The following is a 22,276-nucleotide window of genomic DNA, read 5'->3' as shown; positions in this document are numbered from 1 at the left end:
GACTACTTTGTAATCACATCTACTTCAGCATATCCTATATCATTGTTGCCCTTCGTATTACTCAAAGCCCTGAGCCTGATATAGCGGGCCTTTACAGCTTCAAACTTTTTGATTTGCTCCAAAGGATTGTTCTTAATGTTGGAGAATTCGCCCTGATCTACCAGTGCCCATTCTTCATTGTCCCCCGAAACATAAAACTGGTAGCGGGTAATGATGCCTGGCCCTCCAATCCCCTGGTCAGGAAAGTATCTAAAGCCGCATAGATCTTGCTCGCTACCCAGGTCGATGACCAGGTCAACAGGCATTTTCATGTTATTACTTTGATGCCATGCTGTAGCAGGGTTGCCATCCAGGATGGCGTATGCCTTTTCATCGTCCGTTCCCATAATTTTCCAGCTTTTCCGGGAGATGTCGAATCTTTCATGGCACACAGGGCTGCTTTTGCCCGAAATGGGATCATAAGCTATGGCCTTTACCTCCACTTTCCCTTCTGTTGGAAAGGGCCCGGTATACTTACCCGATTTCGCGGTGGGCGTGCTGCCATCCAGGGTATAGTAAACCACCGACTCCCCGTCAACCGGGGTGATGGTTATCTCACCGGGTTGATTCCTGGTAATAGCTGGAACATCCAGGATTTGCGGTGCATGGTAAATTCCAATATTAGCAATTACGGGGCAGCTTTTCGAAGCGGTGATATTGAAACGGACCTGTGTTGCCTTTACGCTTGGTAAACGAAGGATACGCTTATACCCGATAGTGGTTGCCCTTGCCAGCTCCTTCCAGTCCCCATCCACCAGCGCTTCAACCGAAAAGGCTTTCACGCGTTGCCCAAGGCGGATATATTCCTGTGCCAGGAAACGGTTGAACGTGGTGGGCTTACCAAGATCTATTGTTAATGAAGCGTTCGTTACACCATCATCTGTGGCCCAATAAGTATCTTTATTACCATCAAGGGCCTTAGCTGCTCCAAATTCCAGGGCATTTCCACGGGCGTTCGATGCTTTTGCTTTCGCCCCTGCAGCAAGATCTGCTGCAAATGCTTCCTTCACTGCCTCGGCAAATCCCAGCGCTGCTTTTTCATCATTCGGATGGATCAGCCCATTGGGCATAATCGGAAAGTTGAGCAATAATGTGCCATTGCGTCCAATAGCGTTATAATAGGTTTCCATTAACCGGGGCACTGTTTTTACTTTGGCGTCTTCGTTCGGATGGTAGAACCATTCCGGTCTTATGGAAGTATTTACCTCAGCAGGCACCCAGGCATTTCCGTTTTCTAAACCGTGATGCAACATGTTCCATTCCACTTCACCTGTTGCGTTTAGTAAACTCCAGTTGGTTTCACCCACCCAACCGCCTTCGGTGCCTACCCAGCGCAGGTCTCCCCTGTCGCCGCCATCGTTCCATATTACACAATCAGGCTGTAGCCTGCGGATCAGCTTATAAGTATTCCGCCAGTCATAGTAGGTAGTGCGGTCAATCGTGCGCGTTTCATTAGCGCCGCCATAATATCCTGAGCCACCGTTAGCTCCGTCAAACCACACTTCAAAAATTGGCCCATAGCTGGTAAGCAGCTCGGTGAGCTGGTTCCTGAAGTAGGTGATATATTCCGGCTTTCCATAATCCGGGTGATTCCTGTCCCAGGGCGACAAATATATGCCCAATTTCAGGCCGTATTCCTTGCAGGCATCAGCCAGTTGCCGGACCACGTCTCCCTTGCCATTTTTCCATGGAGCATTTTTCACGGAATAGTCCGTATATTTTGAAGGCCAGAGGCAAAAACCGCTATGGTGCTTGGCGGTAATGATTATTCCTTTCATACCCGCTTCTTTGCAAATGCGGGCCCACTGGCGGCAATCCAGCGCCGATGGGTTAAACAGGCTGATATCTTCATTTCCATAACCCCAGGACTGGTCTGTGTAGGTGTTCAATGAAAAATGGACAAAAGCATAGTATTCCATCTCCTGCCACCTCATTTGATTTTCTGTTGGAACAGGGCCAAAAGAAGCCGGGGCTTTTACCTGGCCAAAGCTAATACTGGTGGAAGCCAGTATTAGCAACCACGTCATTATGCTATTCATTTTCATCTAATTCACTTTGATAATCTTGCCTGTTTCCAACCAGCTTATACCTTCTACCCGGACTATATATGTGCCGGGTTTCAGGGAAGCCCCCATTGACAGCAAGTTTGAAGCGGACGGGCTTTCAATCGCTTCAACCTGCTTGCCGGCGATGTCAAATATGATAACACGCTCTACTTCTTCCGGCTTGTCAACAATCATTCTGAATGTTGACGTGAAGGGGTTCGGATATAACAGCACCCGGTCATTTTCCGGCTCCGGCATTTGCCTGGTTAGTGGCATATCCACGACATTTGCCCTTCGCGGCTGCCCAACGGGCGTTATTATCCACTGTTGATTGCTGCTACTGCTTTCTCCCCATTGACCTAGATCTGCACCATTGCCTGCCTGGCCCAGCCCATCGAGATACAGCCCTGTAGCGCGGTTCCTGAGCTTAACATAATTACCGGAAGCAACCTGCTGCCATTGCTGATTATAGCTGCTGCTACTGTTCCATTGCCCTGCCAGCGCGCCATTGGTTGTCCTGCCCATACCATCAAGATACAAACCGGAAGCAATATTTTTAAGCTTTATATAATTCCCGGCTGTTTCTACAGACCACTAGCTGCGCATTACTACCGCTGTTTCCCCACTGCCCGGCATTGGAACCATCAGCATACCGGTACATCCCGTCCACCAGCAATTCTGTAGCGCGGTTGGTCAAAGTAACATAGCCAGGGGCAGCCATGCCGGCGCCCTGCAGGATGGCATCTATTACCTCCTGGTCCAGCACAGTACCAGTGCTGCGGTCATAGATGCCCATATTCGTGTCCCAGCAAAACGTGATAATTCCCCTGCTGGTTGCCGAATTTACCACATACCTGTAATAATGCAGCCTTGAAGCCAGGTGGAGCGCCTGGTCTGATGGCGGGCTAAGATTTCTTTTCGCTGCCGCATATTCTCCAAGGATAACCGGTATGCCGTTATCGATAAATTTAGCTTTCATCAGCCCAAAGCAGTAGTCTGCATAGCTTTCTTCCCCCCAGGTAGCGTTACGGTTCACATCGGTTGCAGAGTGGTAGCCATTGCCCCAGTAATAAAACATGCTACCCCAACTGGCATCCTCACTCATCAATGTAAATTGATAGGGGGAGTAATAATGCACCTCTACCATCAGGCGATTGGCAATCCAGTCTGTTGGCAGGGTATTCATCAGGGCATTGGTCTTCTCAATATCCGTTGACGGCCCCTGGATAATGAGCGTACGGGAGCTGTTATTACCCCCTGTTGCACGCACCGCATCGATAAATGTCTGGTGGTATGATAACAAAACAGACATTCCTGTTGCATCCTCCACATTGGGCTCATTGGCGCCGGCAAAAAGCAAATGCTCATCATAATCTTTAAAGTAATTGGCTATCTGCGTCCAGTAATTTTGCTGCTTCGCATTTACAGCCGCCTGTGCTGCAGTGGTGACATTATTTTCAAGCCAGCCGCCATCCCAGTGAATGTTAAGGATCACATACAGGTTGTCATTTATGCAATAATCCACTACCTGTTTTACGCGGGCCATCCATGCCGGGTCGATCACGCCGTTGGTGGCATGGCAGTCCCATGCACAGGGCAGCCGCACAGTGTTGAACCCGGACGCTTTCACAGCATCAATGGTAGCCTGGGAGGTGATAGCCCCGCCCCATACCGTTTCTCCGCAAATAGCCTCGAGCGTATTACCCATGTTCCAGCCCACCTTCATTTCACCGGCTATAGACTGGGCAGTTGGTAATTGTGCCCATGCGCCTATGGATATTAAGAGCGCAATAAGCAAACTGGCAAAAAAAGGGTTTCTCCCGTATAGTAACTGCAATACGCCTTTTTTAATCTTTTTACGTAGCATATGCAAAAATTTTAGAGCTTAATGAGATTGAGAAAGTAAACATCGTTTTCACGCATCTCCAGTTCCTCCGAAAAAGTGCCCCTGTCCTTTATCGTGATGATCTCCCTGGAAACGGGGGACCCGTCGTTTTGCTGCTTTATTTGCGCCACCTGCTGCCTGCCAAGCTGTGCCGGCTTTCCCAGGGACAGGTAAGTTGAATAAGCATCGTTGCAATGGTAGCCTACCTTATATAACTCCAGCGCATAAGTTCCCGCAGGTACGTTTGCAATGCTGATCTTCAATTTCCCTTTCGATTTTGAAGGAAGGTCGCGGATATAGTATTGCTGGTTGTGCACGGAATCACCGGGATGCGTATTAGTAAAATCCCAAACCAATGCCTGTATGTTTCCCGTGGAATCCCTGCAAACCCATGAAGCGGTATCCTTATTCACCAGTTCAGTATCTCCCAACTGGTTCATAAACTGGTAGGCATAGAACACCGGTTTATTAATCCCCTGGATGGTCAGCATGCCGAAACCGCCGTGAAAAGGCGTAAAACGGGGGCCGGGCTCTTCGAAAATATCCGTGAACACCCAATAGGACATCGAGTTAGCGGCCTTGCCCACCTGCTTCAATTTCTGCAGTACGTATGCCGCTTCATGATAGCTGTCATGGATAGGATCGGCCGGGGTATAGGATGCGCTCCATTCGGTGTAATGCAACTCCAGGTACGGCATGGGCGATGCGGCAATCTCCTTACGCGACTGCAGCACATCCCCGCTGAGGCTCGCCGGGTTCTTGTCGAGCACCGTGCCTGAATGGCCAAACTCGTCCAGGTACCCCTGCTTTACGCCGTATGCATGGGTGCTGATAAAATCTATGGGCACATTATTCCTGCGGCAATATTCGATCATTTCTGGCTCCCAGGCAGCGCCGGCTGTTCCCGGCCCGCCAACGCGATAGGATGCGTTGACGCTTTTAATAGCTTTAACGGCGTGTGAATACAGCTTGAAATACTCCTCCTGCGTACCTGCCCAGAAACCATCCAGGTTAGGCTCGTTCCAGACTTCAAAATACCAGGTCTTTACTTCGTCCGCGCCGTAACGTGCGGTGAAATGCCGGGTAAGGTCCGCTATTAATGCGCCCCATTTTTCGTAATCTTTCGGAGGAGTGACGTTGCCCCGCCACCAGAAAATTGTTTTGGAGCCACTGGCCAGCGCGGAAGGCATAAAGCCCAGCTCGACAAAAGGCTTTATCCCTATGCTTTGCAAAAAGTCGAATAACGCGTCAATATACATATAGTTGTAAACCGGGTTACCCTTACTATCCTCTGTGTATACCGCCATATCATCCGTTAAAAGACCATGCATACGGATATACCTGAAACCACATTCCTTTCTCACATAAGCAAGCTGCTGCTGCCAATCGGCCCGGAGGCCTTCATTGGCGCGGCCTGCGCCAACACATTCATTGAACATGGTGTTAAGCGGGCCCGCTGCCCTGTTGAAGTCAATGTTGATTACCCGTCCGGGAACGGCCGGGTTGTCCCGGTTGGCAGTCTGGGCAACCAGTTCCCCGGAAACGGACGAAAGCAGGAGCACCCACAGTAATAGCATTTTTCTCATTCCTTAAACAATTTTTACCTTTCTTATAATGATTCCTTCCAAACCAGCACGCCTCCTGGTGGCAATATCTTTTCTCCCACCAGTATGCCGGCTGTTGCGGCCAGGTTCATGGCATAGTTATCCGAAGAATAGTTTACCGCCACATAAAAACCATCCCGCCAGTAAACATATACGCCAGGCGGGTAATGCTCCGTGGTGGCGCCTGCGCTGGTATAAATATCATGCAGCACCTCCTCTTCCAGCTTCGAATCATCCGTATCCACACCAATGTAGGTTACGGAGCCTTTACCGATCCTGTGTTTCACCACGGCTGCTTTCCCTTTATAAAACTGGTTGTCAAAAACAGCAAGGGGTTCCGCATCTTTACCCGGCGCCAGCAGATCGGCCCAGTTGTTCCAGGCATAATGGCGCGATTGCATAAGGATATCTCCTTTGGCGTGGTCCGGCAGCATGTCGCTTGCTTCTACACGCGCCCCTATCAACCCGGATAAAGGGGCCGCCCATCCGGCTTCCCAGAAGTGTCCCATACGATCTTTGACGGCAGTACGGCAGGTAATGATCAGATGCCCTCCCTGTGCGGCATATGCACGCCATTTGCCTACCAGGGCGCTATCCGCCATTTCGTATGCAGGCACAATTACAAATTTGTATTTGGACAGATCCGCCGTTTCCGGTATGACATCTACGGGGGCGCCGAATGATCTGGCTATTTCGAGGAATTTCAGCGGGTAGTTCCAGGCGTCCCATTGCTGCGCCTGTTTCTGCCGGTCAATAGTCCAGAAATTTTCAAGATCCCAGAGAACCGCTGTTGACCGGGCGGCCAGTTTCTCAGGCATGGCGGCGCCCGGCTTATATTGTTTCCGTAATGCATTGATTTCTTTCATGAACTGCATATAGTCCTCCCCACCCGGCGAGGGTGTTACGCCATCTGTTTGTATTGCGCCGGCATGGTATTGCTCTGCGCTATAATTAACCTGGCGAAACCGGTAGGAACTGGCCAACTTTCCACCTGCTGCAAAAGTGTGGTACAGCCACATGCGCACGGCGCCGGGTAAAAGCAGCGGGTTATAACTACCCCAGTTTACCGGGCCGGGCTGGATCTCCATTACGCCGGATACGCCTCCAACAGACTTATAGTAGGCGGCAGCAAACAGGATAACACGGCTATTGCCTAACCTGAATCCAAGGTCCCCGATATTATTGCTCCCTCCATTAGGATAAGCCGTATAGGTCGCAAAATCGAGCAGCCTTGTCCGCCGCGGATCTGCCCCGGTGGAAACCGCCGTATAATTGGTCGTAATAAATTGTTGCTTTGAAATATGGCTCCGTAAAATGCCTGCCTGGAAATCCAGGAATGCGGCCTGTGCGTCTGCCGAGTACCTTTTAAAATCGAGCAAGGCATGCGGGTTGTTGCCCCACCAGCCTACCAGGGAGGTGTTGGGAATAATAACCTGGTCAAAGCTATTGTACCACTGGCTCCAGAAGGCTGTTCCCCAGGCGGCATTTAACGCGTCAATTGTTTTGTATTTGTCCTTCAGCCATTCCCGGAACGCTTCCTGCGAAGAGGGACTGTAGTCCGGTTTGGCGTCCGGTTCATTATCGAGCTGCCACCCGATTACCTGCTTATGCCGGCCGTATCGTTCGGCCATTTTTGTCACAATTGTTGCCACATACCTGCGATAGACGGGATTGACGATAGACGCTAATCCGCGCGTGCCATGCTCGCCGCGTATATAATGACCATCCATCACAAAAGTTTCAGGGTAATTTGCCCGCATCCATGCAGGGGTGGTAGCCGAGGGGGTGCACAGCAGCACTTTCAGGTTGTACCTGGCGCAGAGGTCGATCACCTTGTCAAGCCAGGCAAATTCAAAGGTTCCCTCCGCTGGCTCCATTTTAAACCAGGCAAACTCGGCCAGGTGCACAAACTCAAAACCCATACCGGCAATTTTCCTGATATCACGTTCCCACTGGTTTTCGTTCCAGTGCTCGGGATAGTAATAGATGCCTGTTGTAATAAGATCTTTTTCAGGGAAAAAGCGGCCGGCTTCCTGCGACTTTGCACGCGATCCTGCGATCAGTATGGTTAGTATAAAAAGTATTATGCCTTTATTCATCTAAGATATTTTTCCTATTTAGCACCAGCGATGATGGCATCTATCGTACGTTGATCAAGCACGGTATTGTTACGCCTGTCCAATGCCCCTCCTGTGTCCCAGAAAAAGGGTTTTACACCGTTGGCAACCGCCTGCCTGGTCACGTAGGTCAACCAATGATCCACCGCATCGTTATGAGTGTCCAGGTCTTTGGGAACATACGAACTGTTGCCACGGCGGTAAGCGCCGTATTCGCCCATTATAACAGGAATTCCTTTGTCAGTGAATTTCGTCTTCATCTTGCTGAAGGAGCTGTTTACATCGTTCTCTTCTCCCCAGGTAGCATTCCGGTCCGGTTCCAGGGTAGAATGATGTCCGGCGCCCCAGTAATAGAACATTTTACCCCAATCCGCATCGCCGTTCATCAGCAAACAGAACTGGGAAGGAGTGTAGTAGTGCACCTCTACCATCATGCGATTGCTCACGGCATCTGCAGGAAGGCTGTTCATCAGGTTACTGGTTTTTTCAATATCCGTTGACGGCCCCTGCACCACCAGCACCCGGTAACTGTTCCTGCCGCCGGTGGAGCGGACTGCATCTATAAAGGTTTGATGATAGCTGTTGAGTATTCCCATTTGTTCAGCATTCTCCACGGGAGGTTCATTGGCGCTTGCAAACATCAGGTGCTCATCAAAATCGCGCATCGTTGTGGCGATCTGCTCCCAGTAAGCTTTCTGTCTGGCATTAACGGAATCCTGCTTAGCCTTGTTAATATTGTCATCCAGCCAGCCGCCATCCCAGTGGATATTGAGTAAAACATACATATCGTTATCAACACAATATTGCACCACCTGCTTTACCCGGTTGAGCCAGGTGTCCTCTATTCTGGCGGTAGTTTCATCGGCATACTGGTCCCACGCGCAAGGCAGGCGAATGGCATTGAACCCCTGCTGTTTTACAAACCGGACATAGCTTTCGGTAATCAGGGGATTGCCCCAGGCGGTTTCCCCGCCAATAGCTTCCAGGGTATTCCCGATATTCCAGCCCAGTTTGAATCTGGCCGCCAGTTGAACAGCATTGCTTCCCATGCCGCTGGAGTCGGCCGGTTTGGGCGATATGTTGTAGCCGGGATATATGTGGCTGGCTTGCGAAACCGTAATCCGCCGGACCTGGCCGTTTTGCATGCTTACCTCCAGCACCGCGGAACGGGTGGCGCCTGTGGCATTGGCCACCGCGGTTAGCTGCACGGTGGTGCTGCTATTGCCGGCTGCCTGGCTTAGCTGCAACCAGGCAGAAGCAGGATTGCTGATATACCATTGGGCATTGCTGGTGATAGTCAGATCGGAGGAGCCCCCGTCTGCCTGGAAAGTAATTTCAGCTAAAGAAACCGACAGTTCAGGCGTAACGGCATCCTTTTTATTGCAGTATGCGGACAGTACCGCTGTAATGATAAGCCCGATAAACGCATATCCTCTTCTGATGTTCATGGTCATTGTATTTAATTAAGTTGGCATTATTTGATCTTCACCACCCTGATATTATCAATGGCGGCGTGTAAACCGGAAGCGGAAGGCGCCGCAGAAAAATTCTTGGTGTGGATATTGACCGCTCCGTTGCCGGAGCTGCCCAGCAAGATGGCCAGGCTTGCAGCGGCCGTACCTTTGCCGTCATTGGTCCTGAACATCGACAACGGAATGCTTACTGTACGCCAGCCTTTTGTGGTAAAAGGAGCCACAGCGCCATTGGCGCCCTGCCACGGCTCATAGCGGGCCATATAATCAAATCCGTAACCTTTTACTACATAAATGGAAGTACCACTCCAGGGGCCGGGAACGTTGATCTCGAACTTAAAGGCATAGTCGTCAACAGGAAGTCCTAAACTGTCGGCAGGGAGCCACTGTACGTCATTGGTGTTTATACTCCGCTGCGGGTTCCACCAGTTACCGTCACCGGGGGGAAGCACCTCATTGCTCAGCACCGCGTAGCTGCCCCTGTTGCCGGGAAAATTGACGCTGCCGCTTTCAATGTTGGTCCCCCAGCTAAAAGTATTTATATCATCAAAATTACAGAGGACGCCCGTTGTCGCATCGTTTACGTTGAAGACGGTGGAAGCAGTGCCGGATTTGGTGGTGACCACTACCGGTCCGCTTTGTGAAAGCGCCGGTAATACAAACCCGACGGAGGTGCCATCGCCGGCAGTAGCATATTCAGTGACCGGCGTACCGGCAAAAGTTATTGCTTCTATAAAAAATAAATTCCCCCCATAGATGTAAACGGAATCGCCCTCATTCGCATTCTCGTTGGAAATGCCGGTGATAGTGGGCGGCGGAGCCACAATACCGAATGTAAAAGTGGTAGCCCCATGCCGGGTAACGTAGCGGATAGTGTTCAGGTCTTCTGCAGATACGGACGGGAACGGTATTACAGCAGGCACCATCACCGCGGCACTGGTATCGGAAAACATCACGCTGTTAATGGCGGCAGGCACCCCGTTGAAAGATACCTGTACGGCATCCTTCAGGTTATGCCCCACCAACACGATCCATTGACCGGTAGTGATGGAATGAACAAGGGTGTCTGCAGGCCAAGCTGCATAATTCCTGACACTTTTTATGACAGGAGCGCCTTCGGTCACCTCCTTCTTACAGGCGGATTGCATACATGCAAAAACCGCGGCAAGGGCAGCAAACAGCAAGCTCCTGTATGCCTGGTGGAATATTATTTTACGCACGGTATAATATTTTTAGCGGTTCTTAATAATAGGATGCCGGAGGCTCCATCAATTTCGGGTTGGCGGTAATTTCAGCAGAAGGTATCGGGAACGTGAAACTTTGAATAGTTGCAGGCGTAATAACACCATACGGGGCGGCGGGCGTTAAAACGCCATCCGGGAGGGTAAACGTCACACGTTGTTCCCCGTTTAATTTGCTGATTGCCTTGGCCGGGTTGTAATAAGATAACCTCACCAGGTCTATCCAGTACTGCCCCTCTCCTGCCAGCTCAATCCTTCTTTCATTCAGCAGGGTATCGGCATCTATCATAGTGGCCGGAGCAATGCCAGCCCTTTCCCGGACCTTGTTAAAGTAAAGCAGCGCTTCGCCGTCGCTGGTAGCGCCGCTGTTCCCCAGTATTGCTTCCGCATAAATGAGGTAAACGTCCGCCAGCCTTAATAAAGCATTATGCTCTGTAGAGGAGGTTTGGGTCATAGTAGGCGCATTATTATCCTTGTTCGTACCGATAATATGCTTCTTCAATCCACAGTCCCCCGTAAAGGTATACCCTCCGCCCGCTGCGTTCAACTCCGGGTAGTAATCACCATTGATCATAAAGGTGGCCTTACGCCTTACAGAATCCGCCGTGGTGTAGAGCTGGTACATATCTACGGTTGGACCAATATTAAACCAGCCGGCCTGGCCATTCGCAGATATTTCCGTACCTCCCGGAGAGTAGATCTGCAGCATATTACCTTCCAGCCAGGCAGCGCCCGGAGCCCATTGCAATGCAAACAATGATTCCGGGTTATCGTTAAACTGCGTCTTAAAAAGGTCCGCATAATTAGCTAACAGCGCCAGTCCGCTGTTCTTACACACATTTCCCGCATATTTTCTTGCACTGTCCAGGTAAGCCTGGTCCCTGGCGCCTCCCTGCTGGTTTAACCCGGCTACCGTCAGGTACACCTTGCTTAGCATACCCTGTGCGGACCAGGTCGTCACCCTGCCGGCGGCATCGGCAGCGGGAAGATTTTCAGCGGCAAAGGTCAGGTCATTGATAGTGAATTTAAATACGTCTTCCGTTTTTATGCGGTTGAGCAGCGGAGATATTACCAGCTTGCTGTTGTCTTCAATGATGGGTACGGCCCCCCACAACACCGCGAGGTTATAATAGGCAAACCCGCGTATAAACCGCGCCTCCGCAATAGCAGCCTGCTTATCCTTATCTGGAATCGTATTAGCCGCCTTTTGCGTGATGGCCTGAATGGTGACATTGCAATGTGCAATGATGTTATACATCGCTTTCCAATTGGCCACCATGATCCCGTTCAGGCCCGTAACGGTAAACGTATTCAACTGCACGGCATCTCCCCAGTAGCCAACCGCCATGTTCCCGCTAAGCACTTCACCAACCGGTAAATAACAGGTATAGTTCCAATCTCCCCAGGGGCTGCCGGCATACAACGCAGCAGTAGCCAACCTGAGATCTTCGGGCGTCTGGTAAAAATTATCAGCGCTTATCTGCGACAGGGGCGGACGATCCAGGAAACTTTTGGAGCACCCTGCCATCACCATCACCATTAACAGGAAAGCGATTGTTTTCGCCAATATTGGTTTCATAACTATTTATATTAAACAGATGAATATTTTATTTGCCCAATTTGATGTTAGCACCCAGGGTAAACACCCGGGGCTGTGGATAATAACCTCCGTCAACGCCGGCGGTCAAGGGGTCCCATGACCCGATCTCGGGGTCCATGCCCTTGTAATTTGTAATGATGAAAGCATTTGAAACATTGAAGTAAACCCTCAGATATTTAATGTTGGCCCTGGCAATCAGCTTTTCAGGGAGGGCATATCCTAAAGAGATCGTCTTACAGCGCAAAAAGCTCCCATTTTCCACGAACTTGTCGGAGTTCCGGTTATTATCATTGGTATTATCATTTCTAATTCCCACAATCCTGGTGTCCGGGTTGGTCACCTGTACATTGTCAATATCCGTAGCAGATCCATTCGGGTCAATCAGCGTCAGTTTTGCGTAGTTCATGAGTGACCGGAGATACCCAAAGCTTGTTCCCGGGTATTCCCCGTTTACCCGAAGCTGGTTGAATACTTTATTACCGATGTTGGCCGTAAAAAACAGATTCAGATCGAAATTCTTGTACGAGAAGGTGTTGTTTAAACCCAACTGGTACTTAGGGATGGGAGAACCGAGAAACGTTTGATCATGCTCATTAATAACGCCATCCCCGTTAAAGTCTTTAAACTTCAGGTCGCCATACCAGATACTGCCCCCGGCAGCCCCTACCGGCAGCGGCACGCCATTTTTTGTGGGCAATGCATGGGTCTTAAAATCTTCTTTCGTGGCAAATACACCTCCGTCTATAACATACCCGTAAAACTCGCCAATAGACCTGCCCACTACCGTTTTGCTGTACTGCCTGTCCAGTGAAGCGCCATCCGTATTGAGCTTCAGCACTTCGTTAATATTGCGGGAAACTGTTACGTCCGTTTTCCAGGTAAAGTTTTTGCTTTTAATATTGGTAGCACTGATCCTAAAGTCAAAACCCTTGTTATTAACTGACCCGATGTTGACGTACGGGGCATCCAGCGAGCCCGGCGCCCAGCCGATAGCCGTACCGGAATACAATGGCAAAGGGATCTGCATTACGAGACCATCGGTCCTGCGATTGTAAAAATCTACGGAGAAATTCAGCCTCCAGTTAAAAAGCGTGCCATCCAGCCCTATGTTTGCGTACTTTGTTTTCTCCCACTGCACATAAGGGTTCCCCACGTTCAGGGTAAGCTGTGCAATGCCCGTCAGCCCGGTAGCAACCGTGCCCAGGGTGGATGTATAGGCATAGTCCCGGATGTTCTGGTTATTCGTTAAACCATAACCCAGCCGCAGCTTTAATTCGTTGATCGCTTTAACGGGCTGCAGCAGTTTTTCGTTATTTAATTTCCAGGCAAATGCTCCCGAGTAGGTTGTTACCCAGCGGTTTTCAGGAGCAAATTTTGAAGACCCGTCTGCCCGGACATTGGCGGTAAACAGGTATTTATCATTGATGCCGAGGTTTATACGGCCAAAATATGATTCCTGGGCGCTTTGCCCTTTGGTCCCGGCATTGGTGGCGGTAGTAGGATCACCGCTGCTGATTACCTGCACATTGTTGGAAGGAAAATTCGTTCGGCCTGCAGTGGAACTTTCATTAGTGTTCAATTGCGCTTCATGTCCTAACAGCACATTTGCATTGTACTTGTTTTTAAACAAATGTGAATAGGTCAAAAAGTTCCTTATGGTTGTAAATACGGTTTCTGAAAAATTATAAGACGCACTGTTATTGTTGTTCTTTACAAGACCAAATGTATAGGAAGGGTTAAACCGGTCTTCCGTTGCCATGGAATAGGTCATGGTCGCTTCATTCCGGAGGGTAAGATCCTTTGTAAAGAAGATTTCCGCATAGGCGTTCCCAAAAAGCTGGTTCCTTTTTACCTGGTCTTTATTAATAAGGGCTATCGCATACGGGTTCACCGTACTATTCACCCAGCCATTCGGGTTATAGGCCCCTCCCCAGCTTCCGTCCTCGTTTTTTACCGCTATATCCGGCGTCTGGCTTAATGCCGTATTGATTACATTAGAGCTTGTTGAATTTACATTTTCCTTGATATTAACAAGTTGCAGGCTGGTGCCGATCTTTAACCAATTGGTGGTTTTATTGTCCAGGTTCAGCCTTAGCGAGATCCTGCGAAAGTCGGACCCGAGGGCAATACCTTCCTGTTTAAAATAAGAGCCGGACAGCAGGTACTGTGTTCTGGTATCTCCCCCGTTTACGCTCAGCGTATGGTTGTACATCGGCGCATTTCTGAAAAGCTCTTTCTGCCAGTCGGTGCCTTCACCCAGGTAGCTGGGATTTACGAATTCGGGCCGCGTATCAAATCCCCAGCCTAACCCGGTATTTCTTTCATTGATAAAAGCTGCATACTCCCTTAAATTCATCACCGGCAACTTTTTAGGTATTTGCTGGTAGCCAGCATACATGTCATAGGTAATGCTCGGTGGAGCCACCTGTCCTCTCCTGGTGGTTATTACTATTACGCCATTTGTTGCCTGGGAACCATAGATCGCCGTTGCAGATGCGTCTTTCAGCACATCAATGGACTCAATTTCAGCAGGATTGAGACCCGCCAGCGGATTAACGCCGGTACCCAATGTGGCGGTGCCGCCAATAATAACCCCATCAATTACGTACATAGGCGCGCTTCCACCAAAAGAGGACAGGCCGCGGATCTGTACAGACACGGCTCCACCTGGTTGACCTGATATTTGTTGAGCCACTAAGCCCGGCACCTTGCCCTGTAAGGCCTGGTCCAGGGTAACGGGCTGTGTTTTCCGGAGCTCATCGCCCGTAACGGAGGATATGGCGCCGGTAACGTCCTTCCGTTTTGTTTTGCCATAGCCAATCACCACCACATCTTCCAGTTGAGCAACACTTTCCGCCAGGCTTATTTGAATGGCGCTGTTTGCCCCTACAACTACCTCCTTCCTGAGATATCCTATCATGGTCACTACCAGCACATCGCCGGTTGAAGCGGCAATGGAAAATTTCCCGGTTTCATCGGCAATAGTGAAGCGATTGGTATTTTTTACCATTACCGATGCCCCGGGAATCGGGGTGGCGGCCTGCTGGCTGAGAACCGTACCGCTGATCTTTCCCGTCTGGGCAAAGGTGTTGGCGCCCGGGATAAAGACAGACAAAATACCCCATAGCAGCAAGAATCCGGTACGAACAGTTTTGGTTGGTTGCTTTCGTGATGGGACTGTTATACAGTCAGGTAAATCTGCCATTAAGGCATAGGGTGGCGCAGCGGACCGCAGGCCAAACAGCGGCAATTGTAGTTTCATATACGTGGATTAAGTGCTGTAAAACTATTGCCATGTTATTTAAAACCGGGGGGCTGAATGTTTCAAACTAGGGGTACGATTGTTACAAACAACTGGTATTCAACAAGGTTCCGGGGTAAAAAGGTCTTTACACCCCTTTGTCTTTCCGGTTTGCCACATATTGCGAGGGCGGCATTCCGAATTCTTCCTTGAAGAACCTGGTGAAGATCTTGGGGTTATTGAATCCTACCTCGTAGGCAATTTCGGCAACAGACATTCCACTTTTATCTAATAACTGGGCCGCTCTTTTCAGCCGGATGGAGCGGATGAACTCCAGGGGCGACCTCCCGGTAAGCGAAAGGATCTTTCTATATAAGGTAACGCGGCTCATGTACATTTCCCGGCTCAGGTCCTCTACCGAAAACGCCGGGTTATCCATGTTCTTTTCCACAATTTCCAGGGCCTGTTTCAGGAACTTTTCGTCTACGGGCGTGATGGTTACTTCTCCCGGGTTCACCTCAATTTGCATCTGGAACCTTTTCTGCAGCAATTTTTGCTGTGCCAACAGGTTCCTGATCCGGGAAGCCAGTATCTCAAAAGTGAAAGGTTTGGTGATATAGTCGTTTACCCCCGCTTTCAACCCCTCCAGTTGTTTCTCTTCGCTTCCCATAGCGGTCAGGAGAATGACGGGAATATGGGCGGTAAGCGTTTCGTTCTTAATTTTCCAGGTCAGTTCAACCCCGTCCATTAGGGGCATCATGATGTCGCTCACAACCAGGTCCGGGTTCAACTGTTTTATCTTCTCCCAACCTTCCTTTCCGTTTGCAGCTTCTTCAACATGGTATTGTTCTTTCAGGTTGTCCTTTAAATAAAAGCGCAGATCCTCGTTGTCTTCCACCAGGACGATCGTTTTCCTCTTACCGGCTTTCCGGCTTTCCGGCAACTCAGTTGGTGCGGCGCCCTCTGCCGGTGCTATGCTGGCGGCAGCCCTGGCGGAAGGCTCATACACTTTCTTTGCCGGAAGCAGCACTGTAAAGCAGGCCCCCTGTTCCGGCTCGCTTTTTACGGTGATGATACCGTTATGCAGCCTTACAAATTCTTTTGTGATGGCCAGGCCAATGCCGGTTCCCTGGTTTACCATGCTTTCGGGCACATCCGTTTGAAAGAACCGTTCAAATATCTTTTCATGCTGATCGGCGGGAATTCCAATGCCTGTGTCCTTGACTTCAATGGCCAGCGTTCCATCCGCTTCATCATTTACCGGCGGGTTATATGTAAGATGAATGCCCACCATGCCGTTGTCATGGGTATATTTAAACGCATTGGAAAGCAGGTTGAATAAGATCTTTTCCACCTTATCCTTGTCAAAATAAATTTCCAGGCGGTCAATGTCAGATGAAAATGAAAACCGGATATGCTTCTTTTCCGCAATATCCTCAAAAGTGTGGCTAATGTCCCTGCTAAACCTAATAATATCGCCTATCGAGGGATGCAGCTTTACTTCCTGCACCTCCATCTTCCTGAAATCGAGCAATTGATTCACGAGGTTCAATAAGCGTTTCGTATTGCGCTGCATCAGGCTAAGCTGCTTTTTCTGCTCCTCATCGGTAATTTGCCTGATCATCCTGTCCAGCGGAGCAATGATCAGGCTTAATGGGGTACGAAGCTCATGGCTCACATTAGTAAAGAATTTTGTCTTCAATTGTTCCAATACATGCGCCCTTTCGGCTTCCCTGCGTTGTTGCTGCACCTCAAAGCGCATACGTATTCTGTCTAAAGTAATGCGCCGGGCAAGTAAGAACAGCCCTGCAGCAATCAAAGCATAAATCACATATGCAATAGGTGTTCGCCAGAATGGCGGCTCAATATTGACCTGCAAGGTTTTAACTCCGCTCCAGGAGCCATCCCTGTTCAAAACTTTTACTTTAAAAACATAATGGCCGGGGTTAAGATTGGTATAAGTGGCCCTTCTCTGGTTGCCGTTGGCATACAACCAGCCTGTGTTAAAGCCTTCCAGCATGTACGCATATCTATCACGGGCGCTGTGGGCAAAATCGAGCGAGGCAAATTCAATAGAGAAAACATTCTCCCGGTATTGCAGGTCAATGCGTTGCAGCCGCGGCAAAGATTTTTCCAGGAGCACCCGGTTATTGATCCATGCTCCCGGCTCAACATCTTCATTCAGGATCTGCAGCCCGGTGAAAACAATTTCAGGATGGTGAACGGGCTTTTTTATTTTATCCGGATCAATGATATTAAAACCGGAAGGCCCGCCGAATATCAATTCGCCCGCCCTTGTTCTGAGCGCGGCATTATCATTGAATTCCCGGCTCTGCAGGTTGTTCATCTCATCGTAAGTAGTAACGGAAAAGCTAAGCCGGTTTCCTTTCTGTTCCGGGATGGCGTTACACAACCCGTTAGGCGTGGACAGCCAAAGCGTTTGATGATTGTCTTCAAGAATATTCAATATCAGGTTATCGGGCAAGCCATCAGCGATAGTGAATACCTGGAAATTTTTCTCCCGGTCATTAAACAGGTTCAAACCTTCCCGGGTTCCCACCCAGATCCGCCCCTTGCTGTCTTCTACAAGACAGATGACATTATTATTGCTTAAGCTGTTCTTGTCCTTTGTATGCTGGTATAAGACCGGGGAGGTATTATGCTTTTCAAAAACGGCTACCCCGGCATTTGATCCAATCCACAAATTGCCTTTTTTATCCTGTATGATCGCAGCAATATAATCGCCCGGCCTGCCCTTATAGTGGTTAAACCGGCTTTTCTTTTTGTCAAAACGGTCCAGGCCGCCGCCCAGCGTGCCTACCCATAAATGCTCGTCCCTGTCTTCAAACAGCTCCCACACCCTGTCATCTGCCAGGCTGGAAGTATCCTTATCATCATGCCTGTAATGCGTGAATTGCTTTCCGTCAAAACGATCAAGACCGCCCATGTAAGTGCCAATCCAGAGCACGCCGCTGTGATCGATCCACAGGCTTACAATTACGTTATTACTCAGGCTGTTTTTATTGTTGTCATCGTGCAGGTATTGTTTGAAGACATTATTCTTCCGGTCAAAATAAATTAACCCGCCGCCATTGGAGCCAATCCAGATATTACCTGACTTGTCTTCAGCAAAGCAGTTTACATCATCATATTGCAGGCTCCCGGTATTCAATTCCTGGTGATAGTAATGCGGGAATTGTACGATGTTGCTGTTTAAATAATTTACGCCCTGCTTGTAGGTGCCCAGCCACATAATCCCGTTATCATCCATGTACAGGGTAGTGATGGTGTTCTGGCTAAGGCTTTTGGGCTCTTTGGGATCATTCAGCAGGTAACTGGTTTTGAAATTTTTTTTCTTGTCGATCAGCGTCACTCCGCCATGGTCCGTTCCTACCCAGATCAGGCCACTGCTATCCTGGACGATCCGGCTTACCACGTATGAGCTCAACCTGGACGGAAACGAATTTTCATCGAACCGCCGGAGCGTACTATCCTGCGGTTGAAAAAGAAAAGCGCCGTAGGTATAACACCATATCCAGACATCTCCATCACTATCTATAAAAAGACTGTTGTGATTGTCTCCCTTATTTTGTCTTTGTAAGGCAGTGCTGGAGAAAATAACTTTCCCGGTTTTTATGTCATATTCCTGCAGAAAGCCGTTTTGATACACCAACCATAGCTTTTCATCCTGTGTTTCATTAAGGGAGGTAATTCTTCCCGGATGCTGCCCCGTATGGAGTGGCCTGGCCTCTTTTTCAGTAACGGAATACAAATATGCCCCCTTGTCGTCGTAAAGGAACCAGTACCTGCCGTTGTTTCCTTTTACAATACCCGAGATCATACCGGAAGGCAAACCAAGCGAGTGCAAATAGCTATCATAATCGGCATCAAATTTTTCTGTGTCCGGGTTATAGATACAATATCCCCCTATTGTCGTCACCCACATCTTTCCATCAGGGAGCTCGTATAATGCCAGGACATTATTATCCGGGAGGGAAGCGCTGTCATTATGTTTTTTACGAAATACCTTGCACGAATAACCGTCATACCGGTTAAGGCCAGACAAGGTGCCGAACCATAAGAAGCCGTTGGGATCTTTTAGTATGGCATTGACCCGGTTGTGTGAAAGACCTGTATAAGTATTAAGCTTGGAAAAATTATAATACTTGCTTTGCGCAAAAGCCGGAAGCGATTGCAACAGCATAACAATCCAAATAAAAAAACGCATCACAACGTGTTTAACCCAGGGAAACCTGCACTATGCGGCACAGCCATCCCGTCCTATTTCCTACAAAATAAGTGATTAATAGGGAATTGTATAAAAAATCGATCTATGTTTATTTTCGATCCCGGTTCCACATTTAATACTTATTTTTATTTTCACTTCCACGTTTATGAGTGAGTGCTTCATTGATATTATCCAATTACAGCGGAATGTGGCCACCGCCAGGGACATTGAATCCTACGGCAAGCTGTTCCGGCACTTTCACCGGCCGCTTACCCGCTTTGCGGCAGCTATCGTAAAGTCCAATGAGTCCGCCGAAGAGATCTACTCCGACATTATGCTGAAAATATGGGAACTGGGGCCGGCTTTGAATAATATTGAAAACCTGCAGGTCTACCTTTTTATCAGTGTAAAGCATGCCTCCCTCAACTATATCGCTAAATATTATAAAGTAAATACGATTGATATTGAATCCATTGACCTGAACCTTCCCTATGAAATGGACCCGGAGCAAACCTTCCTGCAGGCAGAGCTGCAGCGGAAAATTGCACTGGCCGTAAAAGCATTGCCCAACAAATGCCAACTGGTGTACAAGCTCATTAAGGAAGACGGCTGCAGCTACAGGGAGGTAGCAGAGATCCTCCATATTTCCATCAACACCGTAGAGGGGCATATGACCACCGCCCTCAAAAAGATCAGCCAGGCGCTCCGCTTTTACCTGCACCCCCATAATAATTAGTAATGTATTTTAAAACTACACCACCCGTTAAAAGCTGTTGTGAGGAAACAAGAGACAAATTTTGGGAGGAAAGACCTTGCCTGAATAGCGGTCGCCCGCTACCTAATATAACCGGTGCAATCCCGATGCGGTATTCATCGAAGAGATTATCGTTTACAAAAGTCTCGGAGAGGTTTGCACTGCCGAATACATACATGTCTCTGCCGCCCTGTTCTTTCAGTTTTCGGATCTCAGCAGCAGCTTTTCCCTTTATTAAAGTAGTATTATTCCAGTCTGCCGACTGCAATGTGCTGGAAAAAACTATCTTGGGTATTTTGTTCATGAGGTCGGCTATTTCTCCTTCGGCCTTTGTCCAATGAGCTGCCATACCTTCATACGTTACACGTCCAAAAACAAGATAGTCCGCTGAATGTAATTGTTCAATACTTAGTTTGTGAAGTTCTTCTCCCCAAATGGCACTATGAAGAGACAAGTCCCAATTTTGATTTCCTTCAAAATAACCGTCAAGGGTGATGATATTCCACATTATCAGCTTTCTCATGTTTTAATGTGTTTAAGTCTGTCAAAGTATAATTGTTTACTGTCCTGGTTTCGCCACGTCTCATAAATATATACAATAATCTTTCGCTGTTTGGGTCAAGGCGCCCAAACGGCCGGATAGCAACCGGCAGCTATTCAAAAATGGACTCAAAATTTCAAAGATCAAACATGCTTTATCTTTTTAATAGCGCAACACGTTAATTATTAATTTTTTTTCTCCCCGACCGGTGGTAACGCACCATTTTCCTGTCCTTACTATTACAGGGGGATATTTCCTGCCTGGAAAACCACGATGTCTGAAGAACGATTTTTAAAACTATTGAACAGGAAAATAGCCGGGGAGGCCACCATCCAGGAGCTGGAAGAGCTGGAGCAACTGCTGAAAACGCGCCCGGAATGGCAGAAAATGGCCGACCTCCTGCTTACCGGGCCACCGGCCCCCTCCCCTGAACATACCCATGCCGCAGAAGCTGCTTTTGCCGCCCAACTGGTAAAAATGCAATTGCGCGGCCTGGTTGAAACACCGGCTGCCGACTTACCCGCCCGGCGCAGGAAAAAATGGATATGGATACCTGCAGCCACCCTGCTGGTAGCGGTGGCCATTTACGGGGGCGTCCTCCTGCTCCGGCAGCCGGCGCCCGAAACCCTGGCCACCAATGAAATGGTAACGCCACCCAAAGCCCGTTCCGCCGTTAAGCTGCCGGATGGCACCCGCGTATGGCTCAATGCCAGCAGCCGGCTGACCTATAACGAGGAATACGGGAAGGAAAAACGGGAGGTCAGGCTTACCGGGGAAGCTTTCTTTGACGTGGCGGAATTGGCGGACAAGCCTTTCATTGTGCATACTGCCGTAATGGACATCACCGTGCTGGGCACCGCCTTCAACGTAAAGGCCTACCCGGATGACAAAAGCACGGCGGCCAGCCTGATCCGCGGCAGCATAGCCGTTACCATCAAAAACAGGGCTAAGGACAGGATCACCTTGCAGCCCGATGAAAAACTGGTAGTGGACAATGGCATTACCCGCCTGGAGACAATCCCGCCTGCCGGCGCCGGCAGGCAAACCCTGGTAGCCGTCAACAAACTGGCTTATAACCCGGCAGACAGTACGCTGGATGAAACACAATGGATGCACAACAAGCTGGTATTCCGCGATGAATCTTTCAGGGAACTGGCCGCCAGGATGGAAAGATGGTACGGGGTCACCATTGATATTACAGACCCGCAGCTACAGGAAAAAAGGCTCAGCGGCAGCTTTGAACAGGAAACAATAGAACAGGCCATCGAAGCGCTCACCATCACCACACCTTTCAGGTTTAAGAAAACAGGGGACAAAATAGTTATTTACCGTTAATGCCTATACGTTATGATGCTTTATAACACATCGTGATGGCCCGGATGCAAAAGCGGGACTCCGTTGCCGCGGAATCCCGCCGGGCCAATAATTACTGGTACAAACTCCGGAGAGGGAGGATTTTCATTATTAACCTTCAATTGAAAGTATGAAAAAAATTGAAAACGGGGGTGT

13 protein-coding genes are annotated in these 22,276 nt (G+C 49.1%); 2 read left to right on the top strand and 11 right to left on the bottom strand.

Going from position 1 to position 22,276, the window contains the following annotated elements:
* Window positions 1-2 precede the first annotated feature (2 nt).
* The 10 genes from LX66_RS08465 to LX66_RS08420 all read right to left on the bottom strand — a co-directional run bounded on the left by LX66_RS08465 (window position 3) and on the right by LX66_RS08420 (window position 19,448).
* Window positions 3-2,066, bottom strand: coding sequence for an alpha-L-fucosidase (locus LX66_RS08465; RefSeq protein ID WP_244620338.1), 2,064 nt, complete (start codon window positions 2,064-2,066; stop codon window positions 3-5).
* 18 nt (window positions 2,067-2,084) lie between these two features.
* On the bottom strand, window positions 2,085-2,624 hold the full coding sequence (locus tag LX66_RS08460; protein ID WP_317130566.1) for an RICIN domain-containing protein: 540 nt from the start codon (window positions 2,622-2,624) through the stop codon (window positions 2,085-2,087).
* 16 nt (window positions 2,625-2,640) lie between these two features.
* Window positions 2,641-3,951, bottom strand: coding sequence for a glycoside hydrolase family 5 protein (locus LX66_RS08455; protein ID WP_145711767.1), 1,311 nt, complete (start codon window positions 3,949-3,951; stop codon window positions 2,641-2,643).
* Between the two features lie 11 nt (window positions 3,952-3,962).
* Window positions 3,963-5,555, bottom strand: a complete 1,593-nt coding sequence (locus LX66_RS08450; protein ID WP_145711765.1) for a GH39 family glycosyl hydrolase — start codon at window positions 5,553-5,555, stop codon at window positions 3,963-3,965.
* Between the two features lie 23 nt (window positions 5,556-5,578).
* Window positions 5,579-7,672 carry a beta-galactosidase gene (locus LX66_RS08445; RefSeq protein WP_145711764.1) on the bottom strand — a complete coding sequence of 698 codons (2,094 nt, stop codon included), beginning with the start codon at window positions 7,670-7,672 and terminating at the stop codon, window positions 5,579-5,581.
* Between the two features lie 14 nt (window positions 7,673-7,686).
* Window positions 7,687-9,138, bottom strand: coding sequence for a cellulase family glycosylhydrolase (locus LX66_RS08440; RefSeq protein ID WP_145711762.1), 1,452 nt, complete (start codon window positions 9,136-9,138; stop codon window positions 7,687-7,689).
* Between the two features lie 26 nt (window positions 9,139-9,164).
* Window positions 9,165-10,382, bottom strand: a complete 1,218-nt coding sequence (locus tag LX66_RS08435; RefSeq protein WP_145711759.1) for a glycan-binding surface protein — start codon at window positions 10,380-10,382, stop codon at window positions 9,165-9,167.
* Between the two features lie 22 nt (window positions 10,383-10,404).
* Window positions 10,405-11,982: a RagB/SusD family nutrient uptake outer membrane protein gene (locus LX66_RS08430; RefSeq protein ID WP_145711756.1), complete on the bottom strand. Its 1,578-nt coding sequence runs from the start codon at window positions 11,980-11,982 to the stop codon at window positions 10,405-10,407.
* Between the two features lie 28 nt (window positions 11,983-12,010).
* A complete protein-coding gene (locus LX66_RS08425) occupies window positions 12,011-15,118 on the bottom strand; it encodes a SusC/RagA family TonB-linked outer membrane protein (RefSeq protein WP_244620337.1) in 3,108 nt (1,035 codons plus the stop codon).
* A gap of 274 nt (window positions 15,119-15,392) precedes the next feature.
* Window positions 15,393-19,448 (bottom strand): hybrid sensor histidine kinase/response regulator transcription factor, encoded by a 4,056-nt coding sequence (locus tag LX66_RS08420; RefSeq protein WP_158642575.1) that lies wholly within the window; start codon window positions 19,446-19,448, stop codon window positions 15,393-15,395.
* 190 nt (window positions 19,449-19,638) lie between these two features.
* Between LX66_RS08420 and LX66_RS08415 the strand changes: the two genes are divergently transcribed.
* Window positions 19,639-20,208 carry an RNA polymerase sigma-70 factor gene (locus LX66_RS08415; protein WP_145711751.1) on the top strand — a complete coding sequence of 190 codons (570 nt, stop codon included), beginning with the start codon at window positions 19,639-19,641 and terminating at the stop codon, window positions 20,206-20,208.
* Here the strand turns inward: LX66_RS08415 and LX66_RS08410 are convergent.
* Window positions 20,165-20,749 (bottom strand): dihydrofolate reductase family protein, encoded by a 585-nt coding sequence (locus LX66_RS08410; RefSeq protein WP_145711749.1) that lies wholly within the window; start codon window positions 20,747-20,749, stop codon window positions 20,165-20,167. The genes LX66_RS08415 and LX66_RS08410 overlap by 44 nt on opposite strands.
* Window positions 20,750-21,040: 291 nt before the next feature.
* On the opposite strand from LX66_RS08410, the gene LX66_RS08405 reads away from it, so the two are divergent.
* Window positions 21,041-22,102 (top strand): FecR family protein, encoded by a 1,062-nt coding sequence (locus tag LX66_RS08405; RefSeq protein ID WP_145711746.1) that lies wholly within the window; start codon window positions 21,041-21,043, stop codon window positions 22,100-22,102.
* Window positions 22,103-22,276 lie beyond the last annotated feature (174 nt).

The organism is Chitinophaga japonensis, assembly GCF_007830125.1.
In the GTDB taxonomy this organism is placed as follows: domain Bacteria; phylum Bacteroidota; class Bacteroidia; order Chitinophagales; family Chitinophagaceae; genus Chitinophaga; species Chitinophaga japonensis.
The sequence above is the reverse complement of the archived record's forward strand: the minus strand, read 5'-3'. Positions and strand labels throughout refer to the sequence as shown.

Excerpts from the sequence above, each read along its gene's own strand:
- LX66_RS08450 (WP_145711765.1), bottom strand. The coding sequence starts at position 5,555 with ATGAGAAAAATGCTATTACTGTGGGTGCTCCTGCTTTCGTCCGTTTCC.
- LX66_RS08455 (WP_145711767.1), bottom strand. The coding sequence starts at position 3,951 with ATGCTACGTAAAAAGATTAAAAAAGGCGTATTGCAGTTACTATACGGG.
- LX66_RS08420 (WP_158642575.1), bottom strand. The coding sequence starts at position 19,448 with ATGCTGTTGCAATCGCTTCCGGCTTTTGCGCAAAGCAAGTATTATAAT.
- LX66_RS08410 (WP_145711749.1), bottom strand. The coding sequence starts at position 20,749 with ATGAGAAAGCTGATAATGTGGAATATCATCACCCTTGACGGTTATTTT.
- LX66_RS08430 (WP_145711756.1), bottom strand. The coding sequence starts at position 11,982 with ATGAAACCAATATTGGCGAAAACAATCGCTTTCCTGTTAATGGTGATG.
- LX66_RS08440 (WP_145711762.1), bottom strand. The coding sequence starts at position 9,138 with ATGAACATCAGAAGAGGATATGCGTTTATCGGGCTTATCATTACAGCG.
- LX66_RS08465 (WP_244620338.1), bottom strand. The coding sequence starts at position 2,066 with ATGACGTGGTTGCTAATACTGGCTTCCACCAGTATTAGCTTTGGCCAG.
- LX66_RS08415 (WP_145711751.1), top strand. The coding sequence starts at position 19,639 with ATGAGTGAGTGCTTCATTGATATTATCCAATTACAGCGGAATGTGGCC.
- LX66_RS08445 (WP_145711764.1), bottom strand. The coding sequence starts at position 7,672 with ATGAATAAAGGCATAATACTTTTTATACTAACCATACTGATCGCAGGA.
- LX66_RS08405 (WP_145711746.1), top strand. The coding sequence starts at position 21,041 with ATGTCTGAAGAACGATTTTTAAAACTATTGAACAGGAAAATAGCCGGG.